This window comes from Streptomyces indicus, assembly GCF_900100315.1.
Classification (GTDB): domain Bacteria; phylum Actinomycetota; class Actinomycetes; order Streptomycetales; family Streptomycetaceae; genus Streptomyces; species Streptomyces indicus.
Genome location: NZ_FNFF01000008.1, coordinates 200,351 through 213,420, shown reverse-complemented (window position 1 = coordinate 213,420; position 13,070 = coordinate 200,351). Strand labels below are relative to the sequence as shown.

The 13,070-nt window shown below is 72.0% G+C and carries 9 protein-coding genes; 4 read left to right on the top strand and 5 right to left on the bottom strand.

The window, feature by feature from the left end; all coding sequences use genetic code 11:
* Positions 1 to 55 precede the first annotated feature (55 nt).
* A complete protein-coding gene (gene metG / locus BLT97_RS21135; protein WP_093612587.1) occupies positions 56 to 1,762 on the bottom strand; it encodes a methionine--tRNA ligase in 1,707 nt (568 codons plus the stop codon).
* A 186-nt stretch (positions 1,763 to 1,948) separates the two neighbouring features.
* Positions 1,949 to 3,274, bottom strand: a complete 1,326-nt coding sequence (locus tag BLT97_RS21130; protein WP_093612585.1) for a VWA domain-containing protein — start codon at positions 3,272 to 3,274, stop codon at positions 1,949 to 1,951.
* Positions 3,275 to 3,560: 286 nt separating this feature from the next.
* Here BLT97_RS21130 and BLT97_RS21125 point away from each other — a divergent pair, with 286 nt between their 5' ends.
* A complete protein-coding gene (locus tag BLT97_RS21125) occupies positions 3,561 to 5,624 on the top strand; it encodes a PhoX family protein (RefSeq protein ID WP_093612583.1) in 2,064 nt (687 codons plus the stop codon).
* 86 nt (positions 5,625 to 5,710) lie between these two features.
* Here the strand turns inward: BLT97_RS21125 and BLT97_RS21120 are convergent, their stop codons facing one another.
* The 3 genes from BLT97_RS21120 to BLT97_RS21110 form a co-directional block, all read right to left on the bottom strand.
* Positions 5,711 to 6,838 (bottom strand): hypothetical protein, encoded by a 1,128-nt coding sequence (locus BLT97_RS21120; protein ID WP_093612581.1) that lies wholly within the window; start codon positions 6,836 to 6,838, stop codon positions 5,711 to 5,713.
* A 156-nt stretch (positions 6,839 to 6,994) separates the two neighbouring features.
* Positions 6,995 to 8,224, bottom strand: a complete 1,230-nt coding sequence (locus tag BLT97_RS21115) for a sensor histidine kinase (RefSeq protein ID WP_093612579.1) — start codon at positions 8,222 to 8,224, stop codon at positions 6,995 to 6,997.
* Positions 8,221 to 8,952: a hypothetical protein gene (locus tag BLT97_RS21110; RefSeq protein WP_245769445.1), complete on the bottom strand. Its 732-nt coding sequence runs from the start codon at positions 8,950 to 8,952 to the stop codon at positions 8,221 to 8,223. Before BLT97_RS21110 ends, BLT97_RS21115 begins: the two co-directional genes overlap by 4 nt.
* A 154-nt stretch (positions 8,953 to 9,106) precedes the next feature.
* On the opposite strand from BLT97_RS21110, the gene BLT97_RS21105 reads away from it, so the two are divergent.
* From BLT97_RS21105 to BLT97_RS21095, 3 genes are all read left to right on the top strand, one after another.
* Complete coding sequence (locus BLT97_RS21105; RefSeq protein ID WP_093612577.1) at positions 9,107 to 9,604, top strand: DUF7144 family membrane protein; 498 nt, start codon at positions 9,107 to 9,109, stop codon at positions 9,602 to 9,604.
* A gap of 134 nt (positions 9,605 to 9,738) precedes the next feature.
* Positions 9,739 to 10,725 carry an endonuclease/exonuclease/phosphatase family protein gene (locus BLT97_RS21100; protein WP_093612575.1) on the top strand — a complete coding sequence of 329 codons (987 nt, stop codon included), beginning with the start codon at positions 9,739 to 9,741 and terminating at the stop codon, positions 10,723 to 10,725.
* 300 nt (positions 10,726 to 11,025) lie between these two features.
* Positions 11,026 to 13,014, top strand: coding sequence for an FUSC family protein (locus BLT97_RS21095; RefSeq protein ID WP_093612573.1), 1,989 nt, complete (start codon positions 11,026 to 11,028; stop codon positions 13,012 to 13,014).
* Positions 13,015 to 13,070: the final 56 nt, after the last annotated feature.

Here is a 13,070-nt window from a genome sequence, read left to right as displayed (position 1 = left end):
GGGCCCCGGAGCGTGCTGCTCCGGGGCCCTTCGATGTGCCGGTGGGCGGGCGGTGTTACGCCGGCTCGCCGCCGAAGCGCTCCTTGTACGCTGCCAGGTCCTCGTCCTGGATCTTCGCGAAGAGGACCGGCGGGACCGTGAACGGGGTGCCCGCGGGGACCGAGTTCAGCGCCTTGGCCTCGTCGGCCGAGACCCACGTAGCCGTGTCGTCCGGCAGGGCGAACGCCGCGCGCATCGCCGCCGACGACGCCGGGATGAAGGGCTCCGAGACCACCGAGTAGAGGTGGATCAGGTTCATCGCCGTGCGCAGGGTGAGGGCCGCGCCCTCGGGGTCGGTCTTGATCTCCAGCCAGGGGGCCTTCTCCTCCAGGTAGGAGTTGCCCGCCGACCACAGCGCGCGCAGCGCGGCCGCGGCCTTGCGGAACTGGAGGGCCTCCATCTGCTCCTCGTACTCCGCGAGCAGGCGGGCGATCTCCTCGCCCAGCTTCGCCTCGGCCTCACCGGCCTCGGCGCCCGCGGGCACCTCCTCGCCGAAGCGCTTCTTCGAGAAGGACAGGACGCGGTTGACGAAGTTGCCGAGGGTGTCGGCCAGGTCCTTGTTCACCGTGGCGGTGAAGTGCTCCCAGGTGAAGGAGGAGTCGTCCGACTCCGGCGCGTTGGCCATCATGAAGTAGCGCCAGTAGTCGGCCGGGAGGATTTCCAGGGCCTGGTCGGTGAAGACGCCGCGCTTCTGCGAGGTGGAGAACTTTCCGCCGTAGTAGTTCAGCCAGTTGAAGCCCTTGAGCTGGTCCACCATGGTCCACGGCTCGCGCACGCCCAGCTGTGTTGCAGGGAACATCACGGCGTGGAACGGGACGTTGTCCTTGCCCATGAACTGCGTGTAATGCACGTCGTCGGCCTCGTACCACCAGGACTTCCAGTCCCCGCCGGTCGCGTCCGCCCACTCCTTCGTCGCGCCGATGTACTCGATCGGGGCGTCGAACCAGACGTAGAAGACCTTGCCCTCGGCGGCCAGGTCCGGCCAGGTGTCGGCCGGGACCGGGACGCCCCAGTCGAGGTCGCGGGTGATGGCGCGGTCGTGCAGGCCCTCGGTCAGCCACTTGCGGGCGATGGAGGAGGCGAGCTGCGGCCACTCCTCCTCGTGCGCGGCCACCCAGCGCTCGACCTCGCCCTGCAGCTTCGACTGGAGGAGGAAGAGGTGCTTGGTCTCGCGGACCTCCAGGTCCGTGGAGCCCGAGATGGCGCTGCGCGGGTTGATCAGGTCGGTCGGGTCCAGGACACGCGTGCAGTTCTCGCACTGGTCGCCGCGGGCCTTGTCGTAACCGCAGTGCGGGCAGGTGCCCTCCACGTAGCGGTCCGGCAGGAAGCGGCCGTCGGCCGGCGAGTACACCTGGCGGATCGCGCGCTCCTCGATGAACCCGTTCTCGTGGAGCTTGCGCGCGAAGTGCTGGGTCAGCTCGGCGTTCTGCGCGCTGGAGCTGCGGCCGAAGTAGTCGAAGGCCAGCTGGAAGCCGTCGTAGACCGCCTTCTGGGCGTCGTGCGCCTGCGCGCAGAACTCGGAGACGGGCAGGCCCCGCTCCTTGGCGGCGAGCTCGGCGGGGGTGCCGTGCTCGTCGGTCGCGCAGATGTAGAGGACCTCGTGGCCGCGCTGGCGGAGGTACCGGGCGTAGACGTCCGCCGGGAGCATGGACCCCACCATGTTGCCCAGGTGCTTGATCCCGTTGATATACGGAAGGGCGCTGGTGATGAGGTGTCGAGCCATTGCGGGCTGCTCCCGGTTCGCTACGTGCGGTGACGAGTTCGGTGATCCGCGGGGAACGCGGCTCGTCGGCGGAATCCACAAATCGTAGCCGACACGCGGGGGCCGCCCGCTCCCGGTTTTCCGGGGGCGGGCGGCCCGAGTGCGCTATGGGGTCCGGCGCGGTGCGCGGCGGGTGCGACGGGCGCGCTACGGGCGCCAGGTGGCGAGCAGGCCCTTGAAGAGCTCGGCGTCGGTGAGCTCGTTCGGGACCGGGCCCGCGTGGAAGAAGCCGGTGTTGTCGAGGTCCAGCTTGCGCAGGTAGTCGAAGGCCTTGTGGTCCGTCTCGCCGAAGGCGACGAACTGCCAGAAGATCTTGTGCTCGGCCGCGTCCTTGAGCGCCTGGGTGGCGGCGGTCTTCGACTCGGGGGCGCCGTCCGTCTGGAAGATCACCAGGGCGGAGCGGTTGGGGTCGTCGGCCTTCTCGTGCAGGGCCACGATCTCGGCGATGGCCCGGTCGTAGTTGGTACGGCCCATGCGGCCCAGGCCCGCGTGCAGCTCGTCGATCCGGCCCTCGTGCTCGTCGAGCGTGAGGGTGCCGGTGCCGTCGAGCTCCGTGGAGAAGAAGACGACCTGGACGGTGGCGTTCTCGTCGGTGTGGGCGGCGAGGGCGAGGACCTGGTCGGCGAGGTTCTGTGCGCTGCCGTCCTTGTAGTACGGGCGCATCGAGCCGGAGCGGTCGAGGACGAGGTAGACGGTGGCGCGGGCGCCGGTGAGGTCGCGCTTCTTGAGGGCGGCGCCTGCGGCCCTGTAGGCGGTGGCCAGTTCGGGGGCCTTTGCCTTCAGCCTGGCGAGGCTGAGGGCGGGCTTGCCCTTGACGGTGAGTTCGAGTTCGAGCGCGGGCTCCGGTTGAGCTTGCGGCTCGGGCACTGTGTCCGTTGCCTCGGAGGGCTCCGTAGCGGTGGGGGCGGTGTCCGTGGCTTCACCCTGGGCCGGTTCCGCCGGGTGCTCCGACTCGGGGGCTGTGCCCACCCGTCCCGCCGTGCGGGACGCCTGCCCACAGCGGGAAGGGTCGGTGTCCGCCTCCGCGGCCGTCTCGGGCGTCACCTCGACCACAGGCTCAGCCGCGCGCTCAGCCACGGGCTCCGGCGTCGGGGCGGCTGCGGGCTCGGCCTCCGCAAGCGGCTCGGGGGTCACCTCGGCTGCGGGCTCGGCCAGCGGCTTCGGCTCCGTCGGCGGGGCGGGGGACGGGACCGTGCCCAAAGACGGGTTGTCGAAGGCGGCTGCGACCAGGTCGTCCACCACGGACGGGGTCGGCTCCGGGGCGGGGGACGGGACCGGGGCGGCGGTAGGCGCCGGTTCCGGGGTCTGCTCCGTGGCGGGTACCGAGGGCTGTTCCGCCGCAGGGGCCGGGACCTTCGGCTCCGCGGCGGGCGTCTCCTCGGCACGGGGCGCCGGCGCCGGTTCCTCGGCCCGCGCCGCAGGCACCGCACGCCCTCGGCCGAAAACGTTCCGCAGGCGATCCAGAATGCCCATGTGCGCAACCCTTCAACGTGAGTTGTTCCCGGTTGTCCGGGTAATCCGTCACCCCTGGCCAGGGCGGACACGTAAGGTTAGCGGCCGCCCCGGGCGATCATGGGGAGCCCCTCGTGAAGCTCACCCTCCCGCCGGGCGCCCGGACTCAACTGCACGCCGGACAACGGCGGTTCACCCGCCGTTCACGTCATGGCCGCCGCATTGCTGGCATACGCCCCTAACGTCGCGGCCGACAAGCATTCCGACACCTTGTCGGCGATGCCGGGGATCCAGCGCGGAGGGAAACGTGCGCAAACTGCTGCCGCTCATCACGAAGGACGGTTCGCACCCGGGTGGACGGTCGGCCATGACGTGCCGTTTCCGCTGTGGTGACGCCTGCTTCCACGAGGTGCCGAACACCAGCGACAACGAGTACGTCGGCGATGTCATAGCCGGTGCGCTGTCGAGAAGGTCGATGATGCGCGCCGCCGCGGTCGTCACCGTCGCGGGCGCCGCCGGTGCCGCCGTCGTGGGCTCGGCCCCGCGCGCCACCGCGGCCGCCACCGGCGGACACGGCTGGGGTCACGGCCGCGACAAGGCCGCCCGCGGTCTGCGCTTCACGCCCGTCGCGCCCAACACCGCCGACCAGGTCACCATCCCCGAGGGCTACGCGCAGAACGTGGTCGTCAAGTGGGGCGACCCGATCCTGCGCGGCGCCCCGGACTTCGACCCGGAGAACCAGACCGCCAAGGCGCAGGCCGGGCAGTTCGGCTACAACAACGACTACCTGGCGCTGCTCCCGTACGGCCACGGCCGCCAGATCCTCGTCGCGAACCACGAGTACACCGACGAGATCCTGATGTTCCGCGACTACGACGCCGCGAACCCGACCCGCGAGCAGGTGGAGATCGCCTGGGCCGCGCACGGCCTCGGGGTCGTCGTGGTCGAGGAGGACCGGAAGACCGGCAAGCTCACGTATGTGCCGCGGCACCACCTCAACCGCCGCATCACGGCCACGACGGAGTTCCGCGTGCAGGGCCCGGCGGCCGGCAGCGACCTGCTGAAGACCTCGGCCGACCCGACCGGCCGCAAGGTGCTCGGCACGCTCAACAACTGCGCGGGCGGCCAGACCCCGTGGGGCACGACGCTGCACGGCGAGGAGAACTTCAACCAGTACTTCGCCAACTCCTCGCGCGCGACGGACAAGCGCTACGGGATCGGCACGGGGGCCTCGGAGCGCAAGTGGGAGCGGTTCGACAAGCGCTTCGACGTGGCCCAGGAGCCGAACGAGGTGCACCGCTTCGGCTACATCGTCGAACTCGACCCGTACGACCCGGACTCGACCCCGGTCAAGCACACGGCGATCGGCCGCTTCAAGCACGAGGGCGCGACCGTCCGCCTCACGCGCGACGGCCGCCCGGTGGTCTACAGCGGTGACGACGAGCGCTTCGACTACTTCTACAAGTTCGTCTCCTCGAAGCGGATGCGGCGCGGCAGTTCGCGTGCGGACCGTGCGTACAACATGACGCTGCTCGACGAGGGCACGCTCTACGTCGCGAAGCTCACCGGCGACTCCCCGGCGATCGAGATCGACGGCACCGGGAAGCTCCCGAAGGACGGCGAGTTCGACGGCAGCGGCGAGTGGATCCCGCTGGCCACCGCGACCGCGAAGGGCGCGGTCTCGCACGTCGAGGGCATGAGCGCCGAGGAGGTGTTCGTCTTCACGCGCCTGGCCGGTGACAAGGTCGGCGCCACGAAGATGGACCGTCCCGAGGACGTGGAGCCCTCGCCGCGCACCGGCAAGGTCTACATCGCGCTCACCAACAACACCAACCGCGGCAAGACCGGTTACGCGGCGGCGGACGAGGCGAACCCGCGCAACAGCAACAAGCACGGCCAGGTCCTGGAGCTCACCGAGCGCTGGAACGACCCGACGCAGACGAAGTTCGCCTGGTCGCTGTTCCTCGTCGCGGGCGACCCGAACGACCCGGCGACCTACTTCGCGGGCTTCCCGAAGGACAAGGTCTCGCCGATCTCCTGCCCCGACAACGTGGCCTTCGACGCCCACGGCAACCTGTGGATCTCCACGGACGGCGCCCAACTCGGCTCGCACGACGGCCTGTTCGGCGTCGCCACGGCCGGCGAGCGGCGCGGTGAGCTCAAGCAGTTCCTGACGGTCCCGAAGGGCGCGGAGACCTGCGGCCCGGTGATCCAGGACCGCCGCGTCCTGGTCGCGGTCCAGCACCCGGGCGAGCTCGACGGCGCGACGGTGGACAACCCGCTGTCCTCGTGGCCCGACGGCCCGGGCACGTACGTCCGCCCGTCGGTCGTCGCGGTCTGGCGCAAGGACGGGCGGGACATCGGGGTGTAACTCCCCCCTGTCACCCGCCATTTGGGCAGACGAGAACGGGGCACCCTCCTGCCAGGGGTGCCCCGTTCTCAGCTCACCGGGGTGGCTCAGCCCTGCTGGTCGCCACGGCGGCGCAGCATCGCGAAGCCCAGGCCCGCCGCGCCGGCCGCGGCCATGCCGCCGCCCGCCGCGAGGAGCGCGGTGTCGTCACCGGCCCCGGCACCCTCGGCACCGGCCTTGACGCCGCCCTTCGGGGTGACCTTCTTCTGGTCCTGCTTCTGGTCCTTCTTGGCGTCGTTCTTCTTGCCCTCGGTCCAGCCCTTCATGGTGCCGTCGGGGTTGAGCACGAAGTGGGCGCCGTTGTGCTGGCCGTACGCGGCCTTGTTGCCGCGCTGCTGGAGGGTGTCGAACTTGATGTACTTGCCGGAGGCCGGGTCCTTGGCCCACATGTCGGCGTCGAAGCCGCCCTTGACCTTGTAGACCTTGGCGTCGAAGCCGGAGCCGCCGATGTTCTTGTACTCGCGCACGAAGGTGCGCTCGTCGGGCTTCGGGGTGTCCTTCTTCGACTTGGTGATCGTGCCGTCGGACGTCAGCGTGAAGGTGTAGCCGTCGATCTTCGTGGACGCGGTCCGGTTCTCGGCCTTGAGCGAGCCCTTGACGGCCTTGTTCAGGTAGATCTCGGCCTTGGCGGAGCGGGCCGAGGCGTTGACGTCGACCTTGGCGCTCCAGCCGTCGCCGAGCTGCTTGACGCCCTTGGACTCCCAGCCGCCGACGACCGGGTCCTTCTTGCCGCCCTCGACATACGACGTGATCTTGCCGTCGGGGGAGAGCGCCACGTGCAGCCCGTTGTTCTGGCCGTGGGCGGCCGAACCCTTGGCCACGAGGGTGTCGAGCTTGGCGCCGTTCGCGAAGATGTCGGCCTCGTAGTGGTTCTGGCCCACCTTGTAGACCTTGGCGGTGGAGACATTGTCGGCGAGCTTGACCGTGTTGACCAGCTTGCGCTGACCGGTCGCGTCCTCCTTCTTGGTCTCCTCCTTCTTCTTCTCGTCCTTCTTCGGCTCCTTGGAGAGGTCGTCGCCGCCGGGCACCCCCTCGTTGCCCGGCAGGACCTGCTCCTGGCCGGTGCCCGGCACGGTGGGCGAGTCGGCGAAGGCGGCCGAGGCCGGCACGGCGAGGGCGGCGATGACGCCGGTGGCGATGGCGGCGGTACGGACGGTACGGCGGGTGGCGCGCATGATGATGTCTTCCTCGTAGCTGCGATGTCCCTGTTTGTGCCCCTTTGCGGTGGCGACACCAAGAAAGCTACGGAGGTCATGTTTGGGTAATACGTAGGCAATGTAACGGTTCGCGGCAAACCGCGAAACACCTGTGTAAACGCCCTCTGACCTGCACTAATCCGAGGGAAGCCGCAGCACGGTGCGGGCGCCGCCGTCCTTTGCCGTCCCGAACTCGACGCCGATCCCCAGCACCCCGGCCTGCCCCATCACGATCGTGAGGCCGAGACCGTGGCCGCGCCCGCGCCCCGGGTCCCCCGTGCGGAAGCGCTGCGGCCCCTCCTCCACCAACTCCCGCGGGTAGCCGCCCCCTTGGTCGCACACCTCGATCACCGGGCCGTCCACGGTGAGCGTGACCGGCGGGCGGCCGTGCTTGTGGGAGTTGACGATCAGGTTGGCCAGGATGCGGTCGAGGCGGCGCCGGTCGGTGCGCACCGTGACGTCCCGTACGACCTCGACCTCGGCCTCCAGGCCCGTGCCGCGCACCGCGTGCTCGACGAGGGTGCCGAGCCGGTGCTCGGACAGCTCCGCCTTCTCGGCGCCCGCGTCCAGGCGCGAGATCTCCAGGAGGTCCTCGGTCAGGCCGCGCAGGGCCTGGAGCCGGTCGTTGATCATCTCCTTGGGGCGGCCCTCCGGCAGGAGCCCTGCCGCGGCGACCATCCCGGTCAGCGGGGTGCGCAGTTCGTGGGCCACGTCGGCCGTGAACCGCTTCTCCGATTCCAGCCGCCGTTGCAGCGCGTCCGCCATGGTGTCCAGGGCGATCGCCACGTCCTGCACCTCGTCGCGCCCGCCCTTGTCGCGGCCGCGCAGACCCCGGCGCGGGCGCATGCCCACCCGCGCGTCCAGATCACCGTCGGTGATCCGCCGCGCGACCGCGGCCGTCGCGGAGAGCCGGCGGCTGATCCGGGCCGCGAGGAAGAACCCGGCCAGGGTGACGAGGCCGGCCGCGAGCAGCGAGGAGCCGAGGATCGCGGTGTCGATGGTCTCCAGGCGCGAACGCGTCGCCCCGTACGGCAGCCAGGTCGCAAGCGCCTTGCCGTCCGCGGGCGCGGCACTCCAGATCACCGCCTCGCCGCCGCGCTCACCGACGACCGTGCCGCGCTGTCCGTCCGCGACCAACTCGCGCAGCCGCTGCGGGAGTTCGGCCGGGTCGAGGGCCGCGTGCTCGGGCATCGTCGTGCCGTACTCGTACGCGCTCAGCGCGTAGTCGAGCTCGTCGCGCACCTCCTTGCGCATCTCGCCGACGACCTGGCGCGTGACCACGTTGTGCACGAGCACGCCGAGCACGGCCGCGACGGCGCAGCTCACCGCGGTGATCGTGAGGGCGATCCGCCAGCGCAGACTCATCCGCCCGCCTCGGGGCAGGGCCGGCCGGGGCGCTCGGGCGCCCGGCAGGTGTCGAGGCTGAGCTGCTGAAGGAACATCCCGCCGCGCTCGTCGTCCCACACGTAGTCCGAGACGGAGACGTACGTGGGATTGCTGGTCGGCTCGCGGACCGCCAGATGCCCGGCCGCCACCTCCACGCCTTCGAGCACGGCCCGGCGCGAGAGCACGCGGATCACCTTCCTGTCCTTCACCGTGTAGACCCGCAGCTCGCTGAAGCGGCCGTCGATGTCCACGGCCGTGATCAGCTCGTCCTTGCCGTCGCCGGTGAGGTCGTGCAGGACGGGCTCCCGTACGGCGCAGTCCTTGCCCTTGCAGGCGGCGAGCTTCTTCGCGGCGATCGGGTTCACGAGGCGGGCGGAGCCGCCGTCCTTGCGCAGGTCCTCGGCCACGTCGGCCTTGACCACGTCCAGCGCCACCGCCTGACCCATGTCCCCGCTCGCGATCTCCGGCAGGCCCGGCACCGCGGTGGGCTGGCCGGCGCTCTGGCCGGGGGCGGCCGGCTTCGGGTGGGTGTCCTGCCACAGCGCGAGCGGCGCGCTGACCTCGGCGGAGTCGCCCTCGGTGTGCAGACCCTCGGCGTCGGTGCACCCGGCGCTCAGGAACAGCGCACCGCCGAGCGCCAGAGCCGCGGCCGCGCGACGGGCGGCGGCCGTGCGGGAGCCGGTGACCGTGCCGAGGGGGAAGGTCATGGGCCCATCCTCGCCATGGGGCCCGCGGTGTACCCGGTGGCGGGGACCGTACGGGTGCGGTGCGGGCGGTGCGGGGTGATCCTGGCGGGAGAGGTGTCCGTCCTGCGACGTATGCCCCTGTGTGCCCGGTGCCCGGCAGTGCGAGGAGACCGTCATGACCCAGCCGACCGACGACAAGGCGGGCGCGCCCGCCGCCGACACCCACCCGGGGTGGGCCTCCGCCTCCGGCGGTCCCGCTTCCTCGCCGTCCGGCGCGGGCAAGGCGCCCGGGTCCGGTGACGGGGCCCGCTCCGACTGGGCGGTGGGCGGCACCATGTTCGCCGGCGTCCTGATGGGGGTGGCCGGCATCGTCGGCGCCCTCCAGGGGATCGCCGCCATCGCCGAGGACGACGTGTACACCCGGATCGGTGACTACGTCTTCTCCTTCGACCTCACCACCTGGGGCTGGATCCACCTGCTGTTCGGCATCGTGGTCGCGATCGCCGGCTTCGGGATCCTCAAGGGCCAGGACTGGGCGCGCGGTGCGGGCATCGGGCTCGCGGCGCTGTACGTGGTCGAGTACTTCCTCTTCCTGCCGTACGCGCCGGTGTGGTCGGTGATCGCCATCGCGCTCGGAGTGTTCGTGATCTGGGCGCTGGCCACGGACAGTTGAGGTGGTGCGGGTGCCGGTGCTGGTACTGGTTGCGGCCGGCTGAGCGGGGGGCTTCCGAGTCGGGGTACGCGGCAACGGACGGGTGAGCCGTAGCGTCTTCCTCACGGAGGGCCACTCGGCGGAAGGGGCGGGACGTGGAGGGCCAGGCGCCGGACCGGCTGCCGCTCGGGCGGCGGCTCGCGGTGTGGGGTGCGGGGCTGGTGCTCGGCGGGATCAGCGTGATCGTGGGCTGCCGCGCGCTGGACGTGGACGCCACCACGCCCGTGCCGCAGCTGCTCGCCTTCCTGCCGTGGCTGCTCGTGCCGGGGGCGGCGGCCCTGCTGTGCGCGGCGCTGCTGCGCTGGCGCCTCGGCGTGGTCTGGGCGGTGGCGGTGCTCGCCGTCACGTCCTGGTTCCTCCAGCCGTACGACCCCGGCGGTGCGCAGGCCTCGGCGCGCGCCGGTGAGGGGCGCGAGGTCGCCCGGATCACCGTCCTCACCTCCAACGTCCTGTTCGGCAGGGCGACTTCGGGCCTGGTGGACGTGGTGCGCAGGGAGCGGCCCGACCTGGTGTTCGTGCAGGAGTGCGATGCGGCGTGTCTGGGCGCGCTGCGGGCCGGGCTCTCGTATCCGTACGAGTCCGCCGTGCCCTCGCCGGGCTCGCGCGGGTCGGCGATCCTCAGCCGGTACCCGCTGGAGACCGCCGCCGGGATCCCGGGGCGGCTTGAGATGCCGGGCGGTGTGGTGACGGTCGCGGGGCAGCGGGTGCGGGTGCAGCTGGCGCATCCGGTGCCGCCGGTGCCGGGGGGTGTGGGGGCGTGGCGGCAGGAGCTGGGGGCGGTGCGGGACTGGGTGGTGCGGCACCGTGCGTCCGGGCCGCTGCTCGTGGCCGGGGACTTCAACGCGTCCCAGGACCATGCGGCGTTCCGCGCGCTCCTGGACGCGGGGCTGCGGGATGCGGCCGCGGTGGCCGGCCAGTCCCGTACGCCCTCGTGGCCCGCCACGGTCGGGCGGCCCTTCGGGACGCAGATCGACCATGTGCTGGGGTCGGGGGCGTTTGTGCCGCGGGGGGTGCGGTTCCTCGATCTGGCGGGGACCGATCATCGGGTGCTGGTGGTGGAGTTGGGGTTGTTGGGCGGGTGAGGTCTCGTCGTCGGGTGCGGGGCGGTGGGTGGGTGCCTGCGGCGGGCGGTTTTCCCCTACCCGCCCCTTCCCGAAACCAGGGGCTCCGCCCCCGGGCCCCGTGGTGGGCACCCGCGCGGGGCTTCGCCCCCCTGTACCCCCCTTGGGGCTTCGCCCCTTGCCCCCGTATCGCGCCTGGACGGCGCTCGTCCTCAAACGCCGGACGGGCTGACGGTTGCCCCGGTCCTCAAACGCCGGACGGGCTGACAGTTGCCCCAGCCCTCCAACGCCGGCGGGGCTGATCCCGCCCATAATGACCCCATGCCCCGTCATCCCACCCCAGCCTTCACCCCTCCCGAATGGCTGGTCAGGACGTTGGGGACGCTCAAGCCGAATCCTGCGCCCGTTCCGTGGCCCGCCGTCGTGCGGGCGGCCGTGGCGATGAGTCTGCCGCTGGCCCTCGGGCTCGCGGGCGGGCATGTCGCGTACGGGGCCATCGCCTCCATGGGGGCGCTCTCCGGGGTCATCGGTGACACCGCCTCCGCGTACCGGATGCGGGTCATCAACATCGCCGTGCCGCAGCTCGTCGGCGCCGTGGGGGTCACGCTCGGCACGCTCGTGTACGGGCAGGGCTGGCTCGCCGTGGCCGTGGTGACGCTGATCGCGCTGGTCTCCGGGATGATCTCGACGATCGGGGCGGTGGCCTCCGTATCGGGGCTGCTCCTGCTGCTCAACGCGATCGTCGGGGCCGGGCTCCCGATGCCCGGCCCGTGGTGGCTGGCGCCGCTGCTCATGACCGGCGGCGGCCTGCTCGTGCTCGCGCTCGCCCTGCTCGCCTGGCCGCTCAGACAGGGGCGGGCCGAGCGGTTCGAGGTGGCCGGGGCCTACCGGCAGGCGGCCGCGCTCCTCGAGGCGGCGGCGGGGGATCCGGCCGCGTACGAGGACGCGCGCCAGGCCGTCACGCAGTCCCTCAACCAGAGCTACGATCTCGTCCTCGCCCGCCGCACCCGCGACCACGGCCGCAACCAGGATCTGGTGCGGCTCGTCACCCAGCTCAACGCGCTCACGCTCATCGTCGAGGCGGCCCCCGCCGCCCACCTGAGCGGGCTGCCGCTGCCGCCCGAGGTGCCCGCCACCGTGCGCCGGCTCGCCGGCGCGGTCGAGCGCGGGGAGCCCGAGCGGATCGAACTGGCGCTGCCGCCCGCCGAGTCCCCCGCGGGCCGCGCCGTCGAGCACGCCGTGCAGCACGCCGCCGAGGCCCTCGCGGACGAGGATCCGCACAATGTCGACGACCGCCTCGGCACCCCGGGCGCCCTCACCCAGCGCGCCCGTCGCGCTGCCCGCAACGTGCTGATCTCCGCGGAGTCCTGGCGCTACGGACTGCGGCTCGCGCTCTGCATCGGCATCGCGCAGGCCCTGGTCTCGCTGATCGAGGTGCCGCGCTCGTACTGGGTCGCGCTGACGATCACCTTTGTGATGAAGCCCGACTTCGGGTCGGTGTTCTCGCGGGCCGTGATGCGCGCGGTCGGCACCGCGGCCGGGCTGCTCGTCGCCGCCGCCGTGCTCGCCGAGGTGCCGCGCGGCTGGTGGGACGTGCTCGTCCTGGTGGTGCTCGCGCCGCTCATCCCGGCGCTGACGCCGCGCGGGTACGGGTACCAGACGGCCGCCATCACCCCGGTGATCCTGCTCCTGTCCGACACCATGAACCAGCAGGGCTTCGCCCTGGTCATGCCCCGGCTCTACGACAGCCTCATCGGCTGCGGCATCGCGCTCGTGGCCGGTTATCTGCTGTGGCCCGAGAGCTGGTCCACGCGGATCGGGGACCGGCTCGCGGACGCCGTGGCCGACACCGCCCGCTATGTCGAGATGGCCTTCCTCGACCCGGCCACCCCGGGGGTCCCGGACGCGGCGGCCCGGGCGCGGATGCGGCGCCGGCTCTTCCGGGATCTGTCCACCGTACGCTCGGAGTTCCAGCGCGCCCTGACCGAGCCGCCGCCCACCGGACCCCGGGCCGCCGCGTGGTGGCCGCTGGTCGTCGCGGTCGAGCGGGTCGTGGACGCGACCACGGCCGCGCGCGTCCGCATCCGGCACGGCGCGGACCGCCCGGATCCCGAGGAGCCGGCCGAACTCTGCCGTCACCTGGAGGAGTTGGCCGACGGGCTGCGCGACACCGACACCCTTGAGGCCGTCTGCGTCCCGATGCCGGAGGGCGACGACGACAGTGTGCTCGCGCCGCTGCGCCGCGAGATCCAGGCCGCCCGGGCCATCGCCTCGCCCCCGACCGCCACGAAGGGCAGGGCGGGGAACTAGCCGGGCGGGGACGGGATCGTGCCGGCCGGGGATCTGACCGCGCGGGGATCTGGCCG